Annotated in this window: 19 protein-coding genes; 9 read left to right on the forward strand and 10 right to left on the reverse strand. The window is 45.4% G+C overall.

Translation table 11 applies throughout. The features are described from left to right. The first annotated feature begins 58 nt into the window (after window positions 1–58). From FHS57_RS05565 to FHS57_RS05580, 4 genes are all read left to right on the forward strand, one after another. The gene (locus tag FHS57_RS05565; RefSeq protein WP_183971904.1) at window positions 59–1,612 is read left to right on the forward strand and encodes a SulP family inorganic anion transporter; all 1,554 of its coding nucleotides are present in this window, start codon (window positions 59–61) and stop codon (window positions 1,610–1,612) included. Between the two features lie 40 nt (window positions 1,613–1,652). Further along, complete coding sequence (locus FHS57_RS05570; protein ID WP_183971905.1) at window positions 1,653–2,348, forward strand: carbonic anhydrase family protein; 696 nt, start codon at window positions 1,653–1,655, stop codon at window positions 2,346–2,348. 73 nt (window positions 2,349–2,421) lie between these two features. Further along, window positions 2,422–3,999 carry a SulP family inorganic anion transporter gene (locus FHS57_RS05575; RefSeq protein ID WP_183971906.1) on the forward strand — a complete coding sequence of 526 codons (1,578 nt, stop codon included), beginning with the start codon at window positions 2,422–2,424 and terminating at the stop codon, window positions 3,997–3,999. Next, window positions 3,965–4,639 (forward strand): carbonic anhydrase, encoded by a 675-nt coding sequence (locus tag FHS57_RS05580; RefSeq protein WP_183971907.1) that lies wholly within the window; start codon window positions 3,965–3,967, stop codon window positions 4,637–4,639. The genes FHS57_RS05575 and FHS57_RS05580 overlap by 35 nt, the downstream gene beginning before the upstream one ends. 9 nt (window positions 4,640–4,648) lie before the next feature. Here the strand turns inward: FHS57_RS05580 and FHS57_RS05585 are convergent, their stop codons facing one another. Next, window positions 4,649–7,081: a TonB-dependent receptor gene (locus FHS57_RS05585; RefSeq protein WP_229601268.1), complete on the reverse strand. Its 2,433-nt coding sequence runs from the start codon at window positions 7,079–7,081 to the stop codon at window positions 4,649–4,651. Window positions 7,082–7,218: 137 nt separating this feature from the next. Between FHS57_RS05585 and FHS57_RS05590 the strand changes: the two genes are divergently transcribed. After that, a complete protein-coding gene (locus FHS57_RS05590; RefSeq protein WP_183971909.1) occupies window positions 7,219–7,866 on the forward strand; it encodes a MarR family winged helix-turn-helix transcriptional regulator in 648 nt (215 codons plus the stop codon). A 39-nt stretch (window positions 7,867–7,905) separates the two neighbouring features. On the opposite strand, the gene FHS57_RS05595 is transcribed toward FHS57_RS05590, so the two are convergent. Both FHS57_RS05595 and FHS57_RS05600 read right to left on the reverse strand, forming a co-directional pair. Continuing rightward, window positions 7,906–8,361 carry a hypothetical protein gene (locus FHS57_RS05595; RefSeq protein ID WP_183971910.1) on the reverse strand — a complete coding sequence of 152 codons (456 nt, stop codon included), beginning with the start codon at window positions 8,359–8,361 and terminating at the stop codon, window positions 7,906–7,908. A 100-nt stretch (window positions 8,362–8,461) separates the two neighbouring features. Then, complete coding sequence (locus FHS57_RS05600) at window positions 8,462–9,691, reverse strand: dicarboxylate/amino acid:cation symporter (RefSeq protein WP_122932095.1); 1,230 nt, start codon at window positions 9,689–9,691, stop codon at window positions 8,462–8,464. Window positions 9,692–10,029: 338 nt separating this feature from the next. On the opposite strand from FHS57_RS05600, the gene FHS57_RS05605 reads away from it, so the two are divergent. The 3 genes from FHS57_RS05605 to FHS57_RS05615 all read left to right on the forward strand — a co-directional run bounded on the left by FHS57_RS05605 (window position 10,030) and on the right by FHS57_RS05615 (window position 13,614). Continuing rightward, window positions 10,030–11,412, forward strand: coding sequence for a Gfo/Idh/MocA family protein (locus tag FHS57_RS05605; protein ID WP_183971911.1), 1,383 nt, complete (start codon window positions 10,030–10,032; stop codon window positions 11,410–11,412). Window positions 11,413–11,598: 186 nt separating this feature from the next. Further along, the gene (locus FHS57_RS05610) at window positions 11,599–12,330 is read left to right on the forward strand and encodes a glucosamine-6-phosphate deaminase (RefSeq protein ID WP_183971912.1); all 732 of its coding nucleotides are present in this window, start codon (window positions 11,599–11,601) and stop codon (window positions 12,328–12,330) included. Between the two features lie 18 nt (window positions 12,331–12,348). Further along, complete coding sequence (locus FHS57_RS05615) at window positions 12,349–13,614, forward strand: alpha/beta hydrolase family protein (RefSeq protein WP_183971913.1); 1,266 nt, start codon at window positions 12,349–12,351, stop codon at window positions 13,612–13,614. A gap of 131 nt (window positions 13,615–13,745) precedes the next feature. On the opposite strand, the gene dxs is transcribed toward FHS57_RS05615, so the two are convergent. The 4 genes from dxs to mutL form a co-directional block, all read right to left on the reverse strand. Further along, window positions 13,746–15,677: a 1-deoxy-D-xylulose-5-phosphate synthase gene (gene dxs, locus FHS57_RS05620; RefSeq protein WP_183971914.1), complete on the reverse strand. Its 1,932-nt coding sequence runs from the start codon at window positions 15,675–15,677 to the stop codon at window positions 13,746–13,748. Window positions 15,678–15,812: 135 nt separating this feature from the next. Continuing rightward, a complete protein-coding gene (locus tag FHS57_RS05625; RefSeq protein ID WP_183971915.1) occupies window positions 15,813–16,730 on the reverse strand; it encodes a rhomboid family intramembrane serine protease in 918 nt (305 codons plus the stop codon). Window positions 16,731–16,832: 102 nt separating this feature from the next. Then, complete coding sequence (locus FHS57_RS05630) at window positions 16,833–17,612, reverse strand: rhomboid family intramembrane serine protease (protein ID WP_122932101.1); 780 nt, start codon at window positions 17,610–17,612, stop codon at window positions 16,833–16,835. Between the two features lie 12 nt (window positions 17,613–17,624). Continuing rightward, the gene (gene mutL / locus FHS57_RS05635; RefSeq protein ID WP_183971916.1) at window positions 17,625–19,547 is read right to left on the reverse strand and encodes a DNA mismatch repair endonuclease MutL; all 1,923 of its coding nucleotides are present in this window, start codon (window positions 19,545–19,547) and stop codon (window positions 17,625–17,627) included. A gap of 292 nt (window positions 19,548–19,839) precedes the next feature. Between mutL and FHS57_RS05640 the strand changes: the two genes are divergently transcribed. Continuing rightward, window positions 19,840–20,016, forward strand: coding sequence for a hypothetical protein (locus FHS57_RS05640; protein WP_164490095.1), 177 nt, complete (start codon window positions 19,840–19,842; stop codon window positions 20,014–20,016). Here the strand turns inward: FHS57_RS05640 and FHS57_RS05645 are convergent. The 3 genes from FHS57_RS05645 to panB form a co-directional block, all read right to left on the reverse strand. Next, a complete protein-coding gene (locus FHS57_RS05645; protein WP_183971917.1) occupies window positions 20,011–20,316 on the reverse strand; it encodes a DUF6787 family protein in 306 nt (101 codons plus the stop codon). The genes FHS57_RS05640 and FHS57_RS05645 overlap by 6 nt on opposite strands. A gap of 72 nt (window positions 20,317–20,388) precedes the next feature. Next, on the reverse strand, window positions 20,389–21,117 hold the full coding sequence (locus tag FHS57_RS05650; protein WP_183971918.1) for an RluA family pseudouridine synthase: 729 nt from the start codon (window positions 21,115–21,117) through the stop codon (window positions 20,389–20,391). 54 nt (window positions 21,118–21,171) lie between these two features. Further along, window positions 21,172–21,996, reverse strand: coding sequence for a 3-methyl-2-oxobutanoate hydroxymethyltransferase (gene panB / locus FHS57_RS05655; RefSeq protein WP_122932105.1), 825 nt, complete (start codon window positions 21,994–21,996; stop codon window positions 21,172–21,174). Window positions 21,997–22,014 lie beyond the last annotated feature (18 nt).

Below are 22,014 nucleotides of genomic sequence, written 5' to 3' on the forward strand. Positions count from 1 at the left end.
GCGAGAAAAAATACTACATGAGCTGTGGGTCAATCAGGTTAAATGTAAGTAAAAGAAAATGAAGGGTTTATTTAAAGATATAAAGTACGACCTACCTGCGGGTTTGGTGGTATTTTTGGTCGCATTACCGCTGTGCCTTGGGATTGCACTTGCGTCGGGAGCGCCACTTTTTTCAGGAATTATTACGGGGATTGTAGGAGGCTTGGTCGTGTCGCTGCTCAGTGGTTCGGCACTAAGCGTGAGCGGGCCAGCCGCGGGTTTAACCGTTATCGTCCTCAACGCTATCCAGCAAATTGGCTCATTTGAAGCCTTCTTACTAGCAGTTGTGCTTGCTGGAGTAATTCAAATTGTATTGGGGGTAATGAAAGCGGGCATCATCGGCCATTATTTCCCATCGAGTGTCATTAAAGGAATGCTCGCAGCGATTGGTTTGATTTTGGTTTTCAAACAAATTCCGCACGCATTTGGGTATGACAAAGACAGCGAAGGAGATTTCTCATTTGTCCAAGTCGATGGTGAGAATACATTCTCGGAGCTTCTAAACGCCATTAACTTTTTACATCCAGGCGCAGTGATTATCTCAACCATATCGCTGCTGATTATCATTTTTTGGGACAAGCCTTTTCTAAAAAAGTACGCTATTTTTCGGTTAGTCCCTGCGGCACTTGTGGCCGTTATTGCGGGGGTACTTATCAACAGCTATTTTGAGGTATTTTCTCCCTTGCTCGCCCTAAAAAACGACCACTTGGTGAGCCTGCCTGTATCGGGTTCAGTGGAAGCGTTTATTGGGCATTTTACCTTCCCCAACTTTCAAGCCATTTCAAATCCACAGGTGATTATTACCGCTTTCACGATTGGGATAGTGGCAAGTTTGGAATCGTTACTAAGTGTCGAAGCCACCGACAAGCTCGACCCTTTTAAGCGTAATACACCTACGAATCAAGAACTTATTGCCCAAGGAGCAGGAAATGTGGTCGCAGGTTTATTGGGTGGATTGCCATTGACGGCCGTGATTGTGCGAAGCTCCGCCAATGTCAATGCGGGTGGAAGAACCAAACTTTCGGCTTTCATACATGGCCTGTTTTTATTGATAAGTGTAGTTGCTTTTGCGGGCTTGTTAAACAAAATCCCATTGGCGTGTTTGGCGGCGGTGTTGTTGGTCGTAGGATACAAACTAGCCAAAATTTCGTTATTTAAATCCATGTACAAGCTTGGTTGGAGCCAATTTTTGCCTTTCGTCATTACAGTTATTGCCATTTTATTGACCGATTTGCTCAAAGGTATCGGCATCGGGATGGCCGTTTCTATCTTTTTTATTTTGCGCAACAACTACAAACAAGCGTATCATTTCAACGAAGCAGGAACGCCCGACAAACGGCAGATTACGATTCAGTTGGTAGAAGATGTGACTTTTATCAACAAAGGAGCGATTACACTTACCCTCGATAAATTGCCCAATGATGCCAAAGTGGTCATCGACGGCAGCAAATCACGTTTTATCGACATTGATGTTCTTGAGATTATCCACAATTTTAAAGAAACCGCCCTTTTGAAGGGCATTCAGCTTGAACTAAAAGGAATCCCTGAGTTCCAAGGAGTAGCAGGACATTAGTTTAAGGCATCATCTCAATCCAATATTTTAACCCAAGCAAATGAAAGCACACACAAAAGAAACCCAAGCTAACTTAACGCCAAGAAAGGCGCTTGAAATACTACAAGAAGGAAATTTGCGCTTTATCAAAAACCTGAAAGTGCAACGTGATTTGTTGGAACAGGTAAACGATACGCGCGAAGGACAATGGCCATTTGCCACCATTTTGAGCTGTATTGATAGCCGTACGTCATCCGAATTGATTTTTGACCAAGGTTTAGGTGATATTTTCTCCATTCGTATTGCAGGAAACATCGTCAATACTGACATTTTGGGAAGCATGGAGTTTGCCTGTAAAATTGCGGGTTCCAAGCTCATTGTTGTACTTGGACATACCAAATGCGGCGCCGTCAAAGGAGCTTGCGACCACGTAGAAATGGGTAACTTAACGGAGCTTTTGGCAAAGCTTCAGCCCTCGGTTTACCAAGAAAAAGAGACAAAATCAGACCGCACGTCTAAGAATAAAGAATTTGTCGAAAACGTAGCTCAAATCAACGTAAAGCGGAATGTAAAAAATATCATTGAGCGAAGCTTCATTTTAGAACAAATGGTAGAAAACGGAGAAATTGGCGTGGTAGGTGCTATGTACAATATCGAAACGGGTGAAGTAGAGTTTTATGACGATGTGATGTACATCCGTGATACCCAAAACCCCGATTTTACGGTAGCAAACCTGCGTGATTTGACCTTGGCTTAGTGAAAATCCCCCGTTGGGTGAAAGGTGTAAAAGCGTTTCGCTATTTTTGTAGAACTCATAAAATCGAACCGTAATGACCTTTAAGTACCTCAACAAAGATTTTTCAGCAGGTTTTTCGGTATTTTTAGTGGCGCTCCCACTGTGTTTAGGCATTGCCTTGGCATCGGGAGCGCCGCTTTTTTCTGGCTTAGTTTCGGGAGTAATCGGTGGGTTGGTGGTAGCCTTGCTTTCAGGGTCTGAAATCGCCATTAGTGGCCCCGCCGCTGGGTTGGTTGTCATTGTGTTTGATGCCATTCATGGGTTAGGTGACTACTCCCATTTTCTGACGGCGGTCGTCTTGGCGGGTCTCCTCCAATGGTTGCTGGGCTGGTTCAAGGCAGGGCGTCTAAGTGGTTTTGTGCCGTCGAGTGTCATCAGCGGAATGCTCGTTGCCATCGGCATTGTCATCGTTCTCAAGCAAATCCCCCACGCCCTTGGCTGGGACGCCGACTACGAAGGCGAATTTGAATTTTTCCAAAACGACCAGCGAAACACCTTTAGTGAAATTGTCCAAGCGGTGTTACATCCAACTTGGGGCGCAGGCATCATCAGCGCGGTGTGTTTGCTTCTGATACTTTGGTGGGATAAAAAAGCCGAGCAAGGTATCAAATTCTTCAAAACCGTTCCGACGGCCTTGGTCGTGGTTGTGGTGGGAGTTGTTATTAATCAAGCATTTAGATGGTTGGCACCCGCCTTTTACCTAGGCGAATCTAACGACCACATGGTGCGAATGCCCAGTTTTCATACCTTGTCCGACTTCAAATCGGCCCTTCATTTTCCATCCCTCGACGCACTAACCAAGCCTGCGGTATATTTAACCGCTTTTACTTTGGCGATCATTGCGAGCGTTGAGTCATTGTTTGGACTAGAAGCCGCCGACAAGTTGGACAAACAACGGCGGATTTCGTCGCCCAATCAGGAGCTCAAAGCCCAAGGGATTGGCAATCTTCTTTCAGGATTGCTTGGCGGCCTACCGATGACAGTGGTTGTAGTTCGTACCTCATTGAACGTATATAGCGATAGCCAAACGCGCCTTTCTGCCTTTATCCAGGGTATTTTGTTGCTGTTAGCGATGGTGATTTTTCCCGAAATCCTCAACCATATTCCCTTGGCTAGTCTGGCAGCACTGCTCATATTGGTCGGTTATAAACTGGCGAGAATTGACATCTTTCGCAAAATGTACCTCGAAGGGCAAGACCAATTTGTCCCATTTATTGTGACTATACTGGGGATTATTTTGACCGATTTGTTGGTAGGAATAGCCTTAGGATGGATTGTCGGAATCGCGTATGTAATCTATACCAACAATCAGTCCGCCATGAGTGTGGTCCGCGACAAAGAAACCGTGCTGATTTGGTTTAGAAAAGACATTTCGTTTCTCAATAAAGCCCGGTTAAAAGAAGAATTGGCGGCACTGCAAGCAGGAGACACGGTCTTTATTGACGGAGCAAGGGCACATTTTATTGACCATGACATTTATACTACCCTCAAAGAATTCAAAAAAGATGCGCCACTGCGCGGCATTCAGGTGGACTTTAAAGGAATTACACGTCGGAAAATAACAAAACGAAAACTCGATGCAAGCATACAAAAAACTCTTATTAGCAAATAAAGCGTGGGCGGCTGAAAAACTCATGCTCGACGAACACTATTTTGAGGAGCTGGCCGCTGATCAAAAGCCTGAGTTTTTGTGGATTGGCTGTGCCGACAGCCGCGTGCCCGCCAACGAAGTGACAGGTACTGCCCCTGGCGAATTGTTTGTTCACCGAAACGTGGCCAATTTGGTCCTTCATACCGACATCAACATGCTCAGTGTGTTGCAGTATGCCGTCGAAGTACTCAAGGTAAAACATATTTTGGTGGTGGGCCACTACGGCTGTGGTGGGGTAAAAGCTTCAATGACCAACAAAGATTACGGACTGATTAACAAGTGGTTGCGCAACATCAAAGATGTGTATGAAAAGCACGAAACCGAACTCAATGGCATTGCAGAGGAACAAAAACGTTTTGACCGATTGGTAGAACTGAATGTAATTGAGCAGGTCAATAATTTAGCCAAAACGACCATTGTGCAGCGCTCTTGGCACCAAAGGAACTATCCCCAACTCCACGGATGGGTATTTGACCTACATACGGGGCTTATCAACCCAACGGTGGAGATTCTGCCTGGGGCCGAAATTTCGCCCATTTATCGCTACGATTTTGAAAGCGATAAAAAACAAGACGAAATTTCGACCGAATACGAGCATTAGGCATGGTGCCTAAAACTCAATTACAAAACCCAGCGCAGGGGTAAAGTTAGCGTCTTCGTTGGCCAAAATGAGCGGAACTCCATTGCTGCCGTCGCTTCGTAACGCTAATCCATCCGTAGTTCTAAATCCAGAATTATCAGCTAACCGCTCAAAGGTGTATTGTGGCAAAGCGGGATTGGTAGTAAGCAGCGCGTTTTGCAAGTCAAAAAACAAGTCAATAGAGGTTTTTTTGTAATTCCATTTTTTGTCAATGCGGAAGTCCACGCGACTAAATGACTTCAACCGCAGGCTATTGAGTCGAGTGTAATCTTCGGTACCTACGCCCGTGGTGAGGTAGTTACGCTGCGAAGCGGCCAAGTCGTAAGGTGTGTAAGGTGCGCCCCCTTGATAGAGCCATTTAAGCCCCAACTCCCAGCCTTTTTTAAACTTATACCCCAATTGTGTTGAAATTAGGTTACGCGTATCCCACGCAGAAGCCACGTACTTCCCATCTTTTCCCGAAAACTCCGAACGGAAGAGTGTGTAGCTAAAGACCCCAAAGAAGTTTTTGGCCAACTTTTGTTGGAAGAAAAACTCAAGTCCACGGCTACGTCCTTGGCCCGTGCTGATGACTGCTTCGTTACCAATGGCACCGAAATTACCGCCTTGGTTGGCCAACGAAATGCCATCACGTACCGAAACGGGGTAATTGTCGTATTGCTTCACAAAACCTTCGAGCGTAATGCGCGTAGTAGGTGTTGGGATAAATTCTAAGCCTGCTACCAAATGGTCGGAACGGATGTATTTGCTTGATTTATTGACAAAATTGCCGTCTTGCTTATACCCCAAAACCGTATAAATCGGTGTTTTGAAATACCGCCCCACCGACGCGTTTAAACGCCATTTGTCGCTCAACTGATAACTCGCCGAAACGCGCGGACTAAGGGTCTCGAGCGGGTTGTTACCATCCGAGGTAAACGAATTCATGTCGGTACGTAAACCTGCCGAAAGATTCAAGCGGTCGTCCAATAGCTTGCGGTTTACTTGGGCAAAAGCCCCGAATTTGAAGAAATCAATGGCCGTGTTGAACGCAATGTTCACGGCAGGTTGAATCACTTGCCCTTGGGTATTTTTGACTTCGCGACGCAGTACGTTGAAGAAGTCGTTGTTGTACTTAACGTATTGAAGCATGGCGCCGTAGCTATATTCCCACTTACCCACAAACTTATTCACATCAAGGCGGAGTTTGTTCTCAATTTCTTGAGATACGCTTTTGAGCGCGCGATAATTTTCGTCCCCTTGGCGATTGTCCTCAAAGCGGTCGAGGCGATTGTTGAACATATTTCGGCTGAGTGAAACGTTGAGGTAGCCGTTTTCCAACAACCGTTTGAGCGAAAACCCTGTTGTATAATTCCACTGATTGATGGTGGGGTTAGAACGAAGCACATACTCTTTTTCGGGGGAAGATTCTTTAGGAACCGCAAACGAAAATTCGTCGATGGCTCCCACTCCAATGGCTGTTAATGTAGTTTTTTTGTTGAGTTTGTGCGTGACTTTGTATTGAAAATCCCAGTAATTGGGACGAATAGGGAGGTCAATGGCTTTGAATAAAAACTGCAAATACGAGCGACGAACCGATGCCAAAAAGGTGGTTTTGGGCGAAAGTGGTCCTTCAAAGGTACCTGCTACTTCGGTAGAGCTGACACGAAAGTTACCTTGGAGGCGTTCGGGGTTTCCTTCGCGCTGACGGAATTGCAACACCGACGAAAGGGCGTTGTCGTAACGAGCATTGAAGCTACTCGAACTTAACGTGGCGTCTTCAATAAACGATACGTTAAGAATCCCCGTAGGGCCACCCGAACTCCCCTGAGTGGCAAAGTGGTTGATAACGGGTATTTCGATGCCATCTAGGTAAAAAACGTTTTCGTTGGGGCCACCGCCACGGATGATGAGGTCGTTACGAAAACCTCCTACCGAACCTGCCGTTCCTCCTACACCTGGAAGTACCTGAATCACGCGCGAAATATCAAAGTTCCCGCCTGGGTTGTTTTTGATTTCTTCGGTAGTCAGTTTTTGAATGGAATTGGGCGTTTCGACCGAAGCTACCGAAATAGAACGGTTATAGACAACCTTGGCTTCGGTCAATTGTACCGCTTCTTCTTCGAGGTCAAACGTAATTTGTTGGGCATTTCCCGACGTGAGTACGACGTTGAATTTACTAGCGGTTTTGTAGCCTACAAAAGATGCTTTGAGGTTGTAGCTTCCTACGGGTAGAGTGAGTTTAAATTTCCCATCCACGTCGGTGGTGGTGCCTTGGGTCGTGCCTTCAATCTGTACCGTCACCCCAATAAGCGTTTCTTGGGTACGTTTGTCGCGCACAGACCCCAAAATGGTTCCTGAGTTTTGGGCAAACGCATTAGTGACACTAACGATGAGTAGTAGAGCGAATAGGTGTGTTTTCATGCGAATTTTAAAATGAGCAGTAAAAAACATTTATGATTTGATTTGTGTTAATTACTACGATAACATTCCAAATGAATTATTGTTTGTACGAAAACAAAATATTTTTCAATTTTTAGAATGTTTTCACTACTAAAAAAATGAACTACGCACTATTACAAGAGTTGATTGGGCACTTGGCCAACTACGAAGCGCAGCGCTCGCCGCTTCAACGGAAGGACATGGAGGGGTTTGTGGCGTACCTCAATCAACAAGTTTTCGCAAAATCGTCGGACCCCGAATTAAAATTTGAAAATGGAGAAACGGTAGAAGTACTGTTGTCGCAGTTGGTGGCGTTTTTGTATCGCTATGCCAAAGGGTACATCAAAAAAGCACTGGACTCTGCTCACCTGATTACGATTGATGATTTTTCGTATTTGGCGGGCATTTGGCAGACGGGCGGCTGTACCAAAACGGAGATTATTGACATGAACATCCACGAAAAAACAACGGGGATGGAAGTCATCAAGCGGTTATTGAACAATGGCCTCATCGAACAAACCGATGACCCCAAAGACCGCCGAAGCAAACGCTTATTGATTACAGGAAAAGGAATGGGGGTACTTTTCGGGACATTTGAAGAAATGCGAAAAGCAAGCTTGATTATTGCAGGAACGCTCAATGAAGCGGAAAAAATGCAGTTGTTGCACTTACTTCAAAAACTACACTTTTTTCATAAACCCTTGTTCCTCAATGAGCGAGAAACGGGTTTGGATGGGTTGTTGGCAATGGTAGAAGCGGCAAAATAAAAAAAGCCATAGTGGTGAACTATGGCTTTTTGAAGGCTTTTATGCGTATTTTTCTCGAATTTGGAATAATAACCACCCTCCAAGCAGAAACGAAAAAGCAAGACTAATAAGGTTGCTAAACAAACCTCCAATTCCCGCTAGGTTGACTACTCCGCTAACGAGGCTCAACAAGAAAATATAGTACATATAATCCCAGCCTTTCTTTTGGCGTTTCATCAGTGGCGAAATAGCCAGACCTTCTAAAAGTACCATCACGGCTAAAATTGCCATTGAAACCCAGTAGAGTCCCATACTACCAAAAGCCGCTAAACCGATGGCGGTTGCACCAGCGCCAATGCCTAGAACGGCAAGGAGGCCAAGTCCACCAAAAATGAGCCCAATGATGCAGAGGAACGGAGAGATTTTAACCAGAATTTCTTTGACGTTGTCAGGCAGTTGCGGAAATTTTGCAAATACGCCTGCGATTTCGTTTTCGAGGGGAAGTGATTGTGCCATGTGATTGAAAAGGATGAGGTGATAGATTTTAGGTATAGGGAAAAATTTATCTAACCTAATCCTTTTCAACCAAAGTGTCAAGGAGTTACAGCTATTTTTATTAGCTTTCGGTATATTCTCCTTCAAGTTTTGAAATAACTGCTGTTGCCACGGCATTTCCAGCTACCGAAGTGGCCGAACGCCCCATGTCTAAGAAGGGGTCAATACCAAGTAGTAGTGCCAGCCCTTCGACAGGTAGGTTAAATTGCGCCAACGTTCCCGCAATTACCACCAACGAGGCACGTGGTACACCCGCAATTCCTTTGGAAGTAATCATCAGCGTAAGGAGCATGGCTATTTGTTGCTGAATAGTGAGCGGAATGCCGTAAGCTTGGGCAATAAAACCCGTTGCAAAAGTCATGTACATCATCGAGCCATCAAGGTTGAAAGAATAACCCAATGGCAACACAAACCCAATGATACGCTGACTACAACCAAATTTTTCCAAAGCAGTGATTTGTTGCGGCAAAGAAGCCTCTGAACTAGCCGTACTGAACGTCAGAATCATCGAATCTTTGACGTGCGCCAACAGTTTGAGATACGGGATTTTCATGACAAGGCAAATAGCCCACAATACCCCGAAAATAAAGAAAAGTAGTCCTCCGAAAAAACATACCATTAGGTAGGCATACGAAATCAAAATGCCAAGTCCCTTCATGGCCACTACGCCTGTCATTGCCCCTAAGACGGCAAAAGGAGCCAACTCCATCACGTACCCAACAATTTTAAATACTACCTCCGAAAGGCTTTCAATGGCTTTGATGAGTTTTTTGCCGTGTTCTCCTACAGCGCCCAAAGCAATCCCAAAAAACAACGAAAACACCACAATTTGGAGGATTTCGTTTTCGGAAAGGGCTTTAAAGAAGCTATCAGGGAAGATGTGCAAAATAAAATCTTCGACGGTTTTCATCGACTTGCCCGTCACTCCCGTGTCGGTACCCGCAGCAGGGCGAGGCCACTGTTGTACTTCGCCAGGACGAGTTACATTCACAACCAATAGACCTACAAGCAGGGATAAGATGGTAGCAAAGTAAAAATAAAGCAAGGTTTTGATACCAATACGACCCACGACTTTAAAATCGCCGAGTTTGGCTACCCCCACTGCAAGTGTACAAAACACCAGCGGCCCCACGATCATTTTGATCAGTTTGAGGAAGACTTTGCTCAGAATCTGGAATTTTTTTGATATTTCGGCAGCCTGCTCGGCGTCCATCGTGCTGTGCAAAATTTGCCCGATAACGACCCCTAGAATAAAGCCAATGACGATTTTGGTAGTAATGTTTAGTTTCATGAAGTGTTGGTTTTGATGAAAGTTAGGTTTTGCGGATATGATGATTTAGAGATTTTCAAAGGAAGTAAAACACTCAAAGTGCCTACTACGGATGTAGTATTTTAGGAATAGGAAACATAAGGATTTCAGGTTTAGGGCAAAAGAAGCCTGTTTGTGGCACAAATTAGGAAAAAAACGATAGAAACGAACGCTTTTGGTACAAAAACTCTACTTCTACAATGCCAGAGAAGATTGCTTCAAGCGTAGATTTATAGAAAGAAAATGGGTATTAATAGCCTTTTTTCTGTTTTTCAGGTAAATTAGATGTCTTAGTATATTGCATGTAACCAGAGCCTTCTATGAAAAAAAGAGACTTTATAAAATTGGTAGGAACAGGCGTTGCAGGAAGTAGTTTGCCTGCTTCAGTAATCGCGCAAGAGTCACAAACCCCTCCTCTCACCCAAACCTTCAATATGTGCGGGTACGGCGCTCCCAAAATCGATACCGTACGGATTGGCTACATTGGGCTGGGTAACCGTGGCTTGGGCGCACTCGACCGAATTGTGTACATAGATAACGTAGAAATCAAAGCTCTCTGCGATATTCGGACGGAGCGTACCGATTTGGCCAAGAAAAAACTCCAAGGAACTTCCCACGCCCCTCAAGTCTATGCGGGGAAGGCCGATGACTGGAAAAAACTCTGCGAACGCCCCGACCTCGACCTTATTTACATTTGTACCCCGTGGAATCTTCATGCTCCGATGGCGCTGTATGCCATGGAACAGGGCAAACACGTAGCGGTAGAAATCCCCGCCGCTACGACGGTGGATGAGTGCTGGAAGCTGGTCGAAACGTCCGAACGGACGCGGAAGCATTGCATGATGCTCGAAAACTGCTGCTATGATTTCTTTGAATTGCTCACGCTCAACATGGCGCGTCAGGGCTTTTTTGGGGAAGTAGTGCACGTCGAAGGGGCGTATATTCACGATATTTTTGACTCTTTTTTTGACAAAGGCAAACGCTACGATATGTGGCGCTTAAAGGAAAATACCCGAAACGGGAACCTCTACCCGACGCACGGTTTGGGGCCTATTTGCCAAGTGCTGGACATCAATCGCGGCGATAAAATGGAGTATTTGGTGTCGATGTCGAGCAACGATTTTATGTTGGAAGCTAAGGTGAAAGAATTGGCCAAAACCGACGCGACGTTCCAGCCGTTGGCCAAGAAAACTTTTCGCGGGAACATGAACACTACGACAATTCGGACGAACAAAGGCAAAACGATTATGTTGCAACACGACGTAAGCTCACCACGTCCGTACTCACGCATACATCTCGTAAGCGGTACCAAAGCAACGGCTCTCAAATACCCCCTACCAGGGAAGATTTCTACGGGACACGATTGGGTATCGGAGACTGAAATGAAGGCGTTGGAGGAAAAATACCAGCCCGCACTTGTCAAAAAAATTGGCGAATTGGCCAAGCAAGTAGGCGGCCACGGGGGAATGGATTTCTTGATGGATTGGCGTTTGATTGATTGCCTTCGCAATGGTCTCCCGCTCGATCAAGACGTCTATGATGCGGCTTCATGGAGTGTGATTGGGCCGTTGAGTGAAAAATCGGTAGCCAACCGCTCCAATTCCATTGATATTCCTGATTTTACGGCGGGTGCATGGAAAAACAACCGCCCCGTTGACATTTCCCTTACCCAAGGAGGAAATACCCCCGTTAAACCCAAATAAAGACATTCCAAGTTAGAATCAAACTTGGAATGTCTAACAAACCCAACAATAATGACTTTCCAAGTTTGATTGCTGCAAAGGTAAAACTTGGAAAGTCTGTCAAACCCAAATAATGACTTTCCAAGTTTGATTGCTACAAAAGTAAAACTTGGAAAGTCTAACAAACCCAACTAGCGATACAACCCGATGTTTATTCATATTTCCGAAAACCCCAAAGCCCTTGGCCAAGTAGCAGGCGCCGCCGCTGCTGACTACATCCGTAAAGCTATCACCGCAAGAGGTGAAGCAAACGTAATTTTAGCGACAGGAACCAGCCAATTTGAAACATTAAATCAATTACTTCACGAACCTGACATCGACTGGACGAAGGTAACGATGTTTCATTTGGACGAATACATTGCTTTGTCAGAATCACACCCCGCTAGTTTTCGTAAGTATTTGAAAGAAAGAGTATTGACGAAAGTAACAATGAAAATAAGCCATCTTATTGACGGAGAAACGCAACCCGAAACAGAATGTGAACGATTGGGACGGCTTATTTTACAACACCCCATTGACGTGGCTTTGGTCGGAATCGGTGAAAATGGTCACTTGGCTTTCAACGACCCTCCTGCTGATTTTGAAACCGAAAGCCCCTACCTCGTCGTGAATCTCGACGAAGCCTGCCGCCGTCAGCAGTTGGGGGAAGGCTGGTTTGCCACCTTAGATGATGTGCCCAAACAGGCGATTAGCATGTCGATTCGTCAAATTATGAAATCAGCAGCCCTTATTTGTTCGGTGCCCGATGAGCGTAAAGCCGAAGCCGTAAAAAACTGCTTGAAAGGCGAAGTCAGTCCGCTTTTTCCCGCTAGTATTTTGCAAAACCACCCCCATTGTGGGATGTATTTGGACCAAGCATCGAGCAAGTATTTATCTTAAAACAAATTACTAACCCCTATGCCAAGCCGTCGTAAGTTTCTTAAAAAGAGCAGTGTAGCAAGCATTGGAATGGCGGGGTTGGACGTGCTCAATCCGTTTGTAAACGATATTTTTTCCCCACTAACCCTCATGAATTCCAACGAAACTACGGAGAACCTCATCGGACTGTACGGGCCTTGGGCCGTATCGCTCATTGAGAGCAAACTTCCATCGCTTTCTTTTCGGCGCAACGAGTGGACGAATCTCGCTCAATGGCGTGAGATGGCCAAGCAGCGTTTGGTTGAGCGTTTGGGAGTTCCTGACATTGGAGGAATGCCCCAAGTGACGCTGAAAAAACAGTATGAATACGACGGGCTTCATATTGAGGAACTTACGTGGCAGCTTCCCTACGGACGCCCTACGGAAGGTATTTTGCTAAAACCAGCCAATGCAAAAGGGCCTCTGCCTGCTATTTTGGCTTTCCATGACCACGGCGGAAATAAGTATTTTGGGACTCGAAAAATTACCAAGACATCGAACCAACAGCATCCGTTGATGAAAGAACATCAACAGGAATACTACGAAGGAATGGCTTGGGCAAACGAAATCGCCAAGCGCGGTTACGTGGTGCTAGTGTCGGATGCGTTTCCATTTGCCAGCCGACGCGTATGGATGCAAGACGTTCCTGCGCATCTTCGTCGTGGCTTGAACGACAACGACCCCGAAAATTCGGAGAATATTCGTAAGTATAACGAATGGGCAGGGGAACACGAGCACGTAATGTCTAAGTCGCTTTTAAGTGCAGGTACGACTTGGGCGGGGGTATTTTATGCGGAAGATAAAAAGGCGTTGGATGTTCTTTGTGCCCGTCAGGATGTGGACGCTACGCGGGTGGGCTGTGCAGGATTATCGGGCGGTGGTATGCGTACGGTGTTTATGGGTGGACTGGACGAACGTATCAAATGCGCCGTGTGCGTTGGTTTTATGACTACTTGGAAAGACCTCATACTCCATAAATCGTACACGCACACGTGGATGACCTACGTGCCTATTTTGCCCAACGAGCTTGATTTTCCAGAAATCTTTGCATTGCGAGCTCCCCTTCCGACAATGGTACTCAACGACGAAGACGATGATTTATATACGCTTCCCGAAATGAAACACGCCGACAAAATTGTGGGCGATGTCTATGCCAAAGCAGGGGCTTCTGAGCGCTACAAGTGCTCATTTTACCCTGGCCCACATAAGTTCGATAAAAAGATGCAAGCCGAAGCGTTTGCGTGGTTTGATAAGTGGCTAAAGTAGGGGTCAGACGGCAGTCAGACCCCTAGTGCCTGAAGTTATTATCGCCTGAGAGGTTATGAAAAAGCCGTCAGACTATCGTCAGACGGCTTTTGATTACTTGCTATAATTTTTAAGTCTGACTATCGTCTGACTTAGGAATAAACAACGGCATGTACCATTTCGCGAGCCGTTTTGGCAATTCCTTCGGGATCAAAACCGCATTCGCGATGAAGCTCTATTTGTTCGCCGTGTTCTACGATTCGGTCAGGAATACCCAAACGTTTGAGTTTGGAAGTATAACCGTGGTCAACCATAAATTCCAATACTGCACTTCCCATTCCACCTTGTAAGCAACCGTCTTCCACAGTAATCACTTTGTCGAATTTCTGGAATACCTCGTGCAACAGTTCTTCGTCCAGCGGTTTTACAAAGCGTAAGTCGTAATGAGCGGCACTGATACCTGCGTTTTCGAGCAATTGGCAACTTTTAACGGCGTAATTTCCGATGTGGCCAATGGTCAGAATCGCCACATCTTCTCCGTCTTTTACTTTTCTTCCTTTGCCAATTTCCAACTTTTCAAACGGAGTTCGCCACTGCGGCATCATGCCTTCGCCACGTGGGTAGCGAATCGTAAAAGCTTGTTTGCCGTTTTGAGTTTCGTCGAGCTGTGCCGTGTACATCATATTGCGAAGCTCCTGCTCATTCATCGGCGAGGCCACAATCATGTTAGGAATACAACGCATATAAGCAATGTCATACGCGCCGTGGTGCGTAGGGCCATCGGCGCCCGCAAAACCTGCACGGTCGAGGCAAAATACCACTGGCAGCTCTTGAATACACACGTCATGCACCACTTGGTCGTAGGCGCGCTGCATAAACGTACTGTAAATGTTGCAGAACACTACAGAGCCTTGCGTAGCCATCCCTGCTGAGAACGTAACGGCATGCTGTTCGGCAATACCAACGTCGAAGGCACGTTCAGGCATGGCTTTCATCAACAGGTTCATGGACGAACCCGACGGCATCGCAGGGGTTACACCCACTACTTTGGGGTTTTGTTCGGCCAATTCTACCAATGTATGACCAAATACCTCTTGGTATCTAGGTGGCTGTGGCGTATCGGGGATTTTCTTGAAAATTTCGCCCGTTATTTTATCAAATTTTCCAGGAGCGTGCCATTTTGTTTGGTCTTTTTCGGCAGGTGCAAAACCTTTTCCTTTGACCGTAACGCAGTGGAGCAATTTAGGCCCAGGAATATCTTTAAGATCGTTGAGAACGTGTACAAGATGATCAACATCATGCCCGTCGATGGGGCCAAAATAACGCAAATTGAGCGATTCAAATAAGTTACTTTGGCGCAACAAGGTGGCTTTGAGCCCATCTTCCACTCTTGAGACAATCTCGCGAGCGCTTTTCCCAAATTGGCTCATTTTACCCAACAAATTCCACACTTCTTCTTTGACACGGTTGTAGGTATGAGAAGTAGTGATGTCGGTCAAATATTCTTTCAATGCCCCTACGTTGGGGTCGATACTCATGCAATTGTCATTGAGGATAATCAGCATGTTGGTATTTGCCAATGACCCTGCGTGGTTCATTGCTTCAAACGCCATACCGCCCGTCATGGCACCGTCGCCGATTACTGCAATCGAATGTTGGTTTTTGAGCCCTTTTAGCTGAGCGCCCACCGCCATACCCAATGCCCCAGAAATAGACGTAGAAGAGTGTCCAACGCCAAAGGCATCATACGGACTTTCTTTACGTTTAGGAAATCCAGAAATCCCACCGTAGAGTCGATTTGTATGAAATACTTCCCGACGTCCCGTCAAGATTTTATGACCATAGGCTTGGTGACCTACGTCCCATATAAGCTGGTCGGTAGGCGTGTTAAACACATAGTGTAGCGCAACAGTCAGTTCTACTACACCCAGACTCGCGCCAAAATGTCCTCCATACACCGAAACTAAATCAATGATATACTGCCGAAGTTCTTGAGAAACTTGGGGGAGGTCTGCTGAGTCAAATTTTCGCAAGTCATCGGGCGTGTTGATTTGCGAAAGTAATTTACCGGGAGTTATGAGCATCGTTTAACGGCTTGAAACTAAACGTAGAAATATAACTTGCTTGCTGATAAAAGTGTTTTGCAAAGTTATGAAAAATGCCAATCGCTACCCACACTTTGTGCGGTGCATTGGTGGTAAAGCAACATAGATAATGGCTTATTGTTGGCTTGCTTTGTAGAGTTTTTGCTTCTCTTCTCGGGTGAGGCTTTCGTAGCCAGATTTTGAAATTTTATCCAGAATCGCGTCAATTTCGTCCTGATTAGGGATTATTACCGAAGCATTCTCACTTTTTTGACTAAAATGACGAGCAGTAGTGGAGGTGGTAGCACGCGCTCGCTGAGGCACTTGAATGCGTGGTTTTGAGGTGAAAATTTTCTGAAAAAATTCTCCAATAGTGTAGATAGGTTTTCCCCAATCGTACCCATTTTGGAGTGATTTAATAAATCCAAACCCAACCATCGCTCCCGCTAAGTGGGCCAAATTCCCGCCTGCATTGGGGCCTACCAACTGTGCCATCGTAATGATAATACACAGGGCTGCAATATATTTGAGGCGAACGGGGCCAATGAGAAACACAAAAAAGGTGTGTTCGGGCAGTAACGTGGCTGCTCCTAAAATCACGGCAAATACCGCACCCGAAGCCCCAATTAAACTGGTATTGGCAAGTTCAGGTTGGAAATAGGGCACTAGGTTGTACATGGTCAAAAACAAGACACCGCCTGCCAAACCGCCCAGTAAAAAAATCGCTATCAAACGTCGGCTACCGAGGTATTCTTCCAATACTTGCCCAAACCAATAGAGCGATAGCATGTTAAAGAAAACATGAAAAGGTCCTTGATGAACAAAAAAGTTGGTCAAAAGCGTCCAAGGCTTGTATAAAAAAGCGCCGAAGCTCGCGGGTAAACTAAGCTGATCCATCACCCACTGGTAATAATGGGGGTATTGAGCAATCGTGAAAACGATGTACAAAATGATAATCGCCACAAAGACGATGACATTGGTCAAAATAAGCTTGATGACCGCGTTGTTCGTCTTTGAAAATTCGCCTCTAACATCATCAAAAATGCTGCTCATCGCTCTCTTCAGTTCAAGTAGGTTTTACAAAATAACCCGTTTATTGACAAACTAGTTTTGGTTTGTGACTGAAAATTAGAGAAAAAGATACAAAAAGCCAAATTAATACATTCGTCTAATTTTCCAGATTTTCAATAGTATATACGCAAAAATCATGCCTCCGAGATGGGCAAAGTGAGCAACGCCCGAATCTTGGATGTTAATTCCTGCATAAAGTTCGTACAAGGCGTAAAAAGTAACAAAATATTTGGCTTTGATAGGAATGGGAAAAAACAACAACATCATTTCCATGTTTGGGAAAATGAGTCCAAAAGCGGCAATAATACCAAAGATAGCACCCGATGCTCCTAGCATTGGGATATTGACTCGGTTGTCAATGGTACTTTTTACAAAAGCAATACTGTCGTTGATATACGAAATATTCTTAGGCTGATCTTCAAAACTATTGAGAAAATCAAGGGCTGAGTGCTTCACATTGGGTGCAAAACGAGTCAAAAAATCCAAGAATGCTTCGGGAGAAGGATATTGGCTGTACAAATCCACCGCTTGTTTTAACTCATACATCTCATAAAAATTAATCGCTGAGTAAAGAAAGCCTGCGCCAATACCCGTAATAAAGTAAAACATCACAAAGCGTTTGGGGCCAAGAACGTGTTGTTCGAGTAATGGACCAAAGAAAAACAACCCAAGCATATTACTAAACAAGTGCCCCACGTTTCCGTGCAAAAACATGTATGTGACAAATTGGTGCGGCTTAAAACTAGGCCCAGTGACGGGGTAAAGCGCAAACAAATTCTCAATGAGGGGATTAAGGCTTTGTAAGAAATAAATGAGTACGTTTAGAATAAGTAAATTTCTAACGGTAGGGGTGATGTTAAACATGGCTTTCTGGGCTTATTTTAATAAATTAGCTATTTTATCTAACGCCAAAATGGAGAAAATCGGTTCGCCAGTTGGGGTATAATTAGGATTAGATGAGACAAAAAGTTGGTTGATAAGTCGCTCCATTTCATCGGAAGAAAGGCGAATCAAATGCCGCGACGCAAAGCGTTTGGCCAAACTTCGAGCGGTTGTTTCGGCGCGGTTCAGCTGAAGGTCAGCGTAGCTTTGGCGGAGTTGCTCGGTCAGTTCTTCAAAAATCTTTTGCGCATCTTCGGCAGGAAAATCGGTTGGCATACTTCTCACCACGAGCGTATCGGGGCCTAAGGAGTCAAAATCAAACCCAAGGGCTAAAATTTCGTCACGCATTTCGAGGACAAGCGGCACGTCGGCTAGCGGTAACCGAACCGTAATCGGAAACAAAAGTTGTTGCGAAACGGCTGTTTGCGATTCTAGTTGTTTCAAATAGCGGTCGTAAAGCACTCGCTCGTAAGCCGCGCGTTGGTCGATGAGCATCATGCCCGATTTGACCGATGACACAATGTAACGATTCTGGATTTGAACGGCCAAACGACGATTTTGGAGTTCTTCGTCTTCTTTGATTTGGACGTCGTTGGCGCGGCTGCCCAGCGTTGGGCTTGACGCAGACGGCGGCGTTGGGATAAATTCGTCTTCTTCTCCCAAATCGAGCGTGGCCTGCACTGGCGTGGGGTCTGTTTTCTGAAATCCTTCAAACAATTTATCCCAATTGGCTAGGTTTGACTCTTCCCTGGGCGTTTTGCTCGGAGGTGAGTAAGAAGAAGCGAAAGAACTACCACCATTGTCACTACCAACGCTTGGATTACTCTCTCGGGAAGAGGGCATAGACAGCGGTTTGGTGGGAGTAGTCCGCGATGGCAACGGACTCAAGAAATTGACGTTTGAGTCAAAATCAATGGAGTGAGAAAGGTGATTGACGCTGATTGCTTTTCGGACTGCGGCCATCAACAGGGCATAGACCGAGCGCTCATCGTCAAATTTTATTTCGGTTTTGGTTGGGTGAATGTTGATGTCAATGTGCGACGGGTCGAGGTCGAGGTGAAGTACATAAAAAGGGTGACTGCCCTCATTGATGGTACCTTCGTAGGCCGACAACACCGCGTGGTGCAAATAATTATGTTTTACATATCGGTCGTTGACAAAAAAGAACTGCTCGCCCCGCGTTTTTCGGGCAAATTCGGGTTTCCCAATGTAACCTTTTACGGTCACAAAAGGGGTTTCTTCTTGGCAATTAATGATATTCTCGCGGTAGTTTTTACCAAACATATCCACGATGCGGCGACTAATTTTACCCGAATATAAGTTATAAATCTCGGTGTCGTTGTGGTAGAGCGACAAGCTTACTTCTGGGTGGGCAAGGGAAACTCGCTGAAACTCGTCGAGGATGTGACGCATTTCTACCGAGTTGGTTTTGAGGAAATTGCGGCGAGCTGGTACGTTGAAAAATAGGTTTTTAACCAAAATATTTGTTCCTGGCAAACACGCCACCGACTCTTGCGATTTTAAGTCAGACCCCTCGATACGCAATAGCACCCCTACTTCATCGGCAGCACGGCGTGTACGCATTTCCACTTGAGCTACCGCCGCAATAGACGCCAACGCTTCTCCGCGAAACCCCATCGTCCGAATACGGAACAGGTCGTCGGCAGTGCGAATTTTGGAAGTAGCATGTCGTTCAAAACTCATGCGGGCGTCGGTTTCAGACATGCCAACCCCATCATCGATGATTTGAATGAGCGTACGGCCCGCATCACGAATAATTACCTGTATATTTTTAGCCTGTGCATCGATGGCATTTTCCAACAATTCTTTTACCACAGAAGCAGGCCGTTGAACTACCTCTCCCGCAGCAATTTGGTTGGCGATGGCATCAGGAAGCAGGCGAATTATATCTTGCATATCGAGCGTTGACTTTCAAGAATAGATAACAAAATAACACAAGAAAAACGTTTACCAGATGCCATTTTGTTGAAAAAAAATATATCCTAAAAACAAATCGAAAAAAAACTGGTTTTTATCATTAAAAAAACAAATATTTGAACTTTGCATAGATAACAACCTGTGAATTTACCGTACTTTAACAAAAAAACACCCCGTAAAAAAAGTTTGGCACGCTGTTTGTAAGAGGGCTTAAATAGACGCCTAATGACCTCTACGTTAAACAGTTGTTAAACATTAATAACCCTTCGAAATGAAAAAGCCTAACCTACACTTAGTTTTTCAATGGCTTATTTTTCTGCCAGTTATCTTGCCTTTGTGCATTGTGTTTGGAGCTATCCAAGGAGTTGTCAACACGGTTGAGCAGATGGCCCACCAAATGTGGACTGATGTATCGACCACTGATAAAGTTGAAACGTCCGATTTATGATTTTTTTTGAGAAAATAAGCTTCCAATCCTTTGGAACATTTTTTTCTCGAATTGTAAAAAAAATAGATACTGACCAAATACCCAGCCGTATATCAATAAGATAATTTGGTATAAAGGCAAAATAACAAAAATGTTGAAGCACCAGACCGCCCATGTTGCTTCAATCCCTAACCATTTGACCATCCAACGCTTGGTGTACATGACCGTAAAGCCAGTACATGCAAATACAAGCAGGATGATCATCACTTGCCATCCACTTTTAACATTCCACCGTTTCTTTAGTTTTTCTATCCAATTCATTGAACGCCCACGTATTGGGTGATGGAGGGTTGTGACTTGTTTTTGGTTTTTGGGAAAAAAGACCCAGAGTGACTACTCGTACAAAAACGGTAGGTGCTCAATGCCAATTTCCTCGGGGTCAAGTGATAAAAACTCTTCCCAGAATGGATCATTGGGCAGAGCAGCTCGGCAAAGAATTGACTCCTTTTTGACGGGATGAACAAAAAACAACCGACGGGCGTGTAGGTTGATGCTACCGTCGTTGTTGGCGCGGGCATAGCCGTATTTCAAATCTCCACGAATCGGACATCCAATTGCGGCCAATTGTACCCTAATTTGATGCGGTCGGCCCGTGATAGGCGTTACTTCCAACAAAAAGTGCTTATTGATTTCGCCCAAAACACGGTAATGAAGCTCGGCTTTTTGCGCGTTGGGTACGGGCATGTCGTGGGCTGTGACAAAATTTTTGGCTTCGTCTTTCACCAACCAATTGGTCAATTTATCCTGGTTTTTGGGAGGACGACGGCGAACTACGGCCCAATAGGTTTTTTGAACTTCGCGCTTACGGAAAATTTCGTTCATGCGCTCAAGCCCTTTGGACGTGCGTGCAAAAACAACTAACCCGCTCACGGGGCGGTCGAGCCGATGAACGGTTCCTAAAAATACTTCACCAGGTTTTTCGTACTTTTCCTTGATGTAGTCTTTCACTAATTCCAATAGAGGTATATCGCCCGTGGCGTCGCCTTGGACAAGGATACCCGGAGCTTTGTTGACAACAATGAGGTGGTTGTCTTCGTATATGACATGAAATGGCTTGGCCATTGAGATAAAGCGTTTGTGTTAATTAACGGTAACGGATACGAGCGGGGGATAGTTTCAATACGATTCCTTTTCGTTGGGGAAATCGTTGGATTTGACGTCCTTCACGTAGTTCTGAACGGCGTCGGTCATGATACCGTGCAAATCGGCGTATCGGCGCAAAAAACGCGGTTTAAACTCCTTTGTAATCCCCAGCAAATCGTGCAAAACGAGGATTTGGCCGTCGGCATGAGGCCCTGCTCCAATCCCGATGGTGGGGATACTCACGCTTTGCGACACTTTTTGGGTCAGCGACGCGGGAATTTTTTCCAACACCATGCCAAAACACCCAATTTCATCAAGCATTTGGGCATCTTGCAAAAGCTTTTCGGCTTCAGCCTCTTCTTTGGCCCGCACGGTATAGGTTCCAAATTTATAAATAGACTGCGGTGTAAGTCCCAAATGCCCCATCACAGGCACCCCCGCACTGAGGATACGCGTAATAGAATCTTTGATTTCGATGCCTCCTTCAACCTTAACGGCATGGGCCCCCGACTCTTTCATAATCCGAATGGCGGAGTCAAGCGCAGCGCGGGAGTTTCCTTGGTAGGAGCCAAAAGGCAAATCGACAACGACAAAAGCCCGTTTTACCGCCCTGACTACGGCTTGGGCGTGATAAATCATTTGGTCGAGGGTAATCGGCAAGGTCGTTTCGTGGCCTGCGATGACATTGGAGGCGGAGTCGCCTACCAAAATAATGTCAATACCAGCAGCATCAACGATGCGAGCCATCGAATAATCGTACGCAGTAAGGGCCGATATTTTCTCGCCCCGGTGCTTCATTTCCTGAATGATGTGGGTCGTTATTCGTTTTACTTCGACAGAAGATAACTGTGTTGACATAGCAAATTATTATACGAT

The sequence above is a fragment of the Runella defluvii genome, assembly GCF_014195535.1.
GTDB classification, from domain to species: domain Bacteria; phylum Bacteroidota; class Bacteroidia; order Cytophagales; family Spirosomataceae; genus Runella; species Runella defluvii.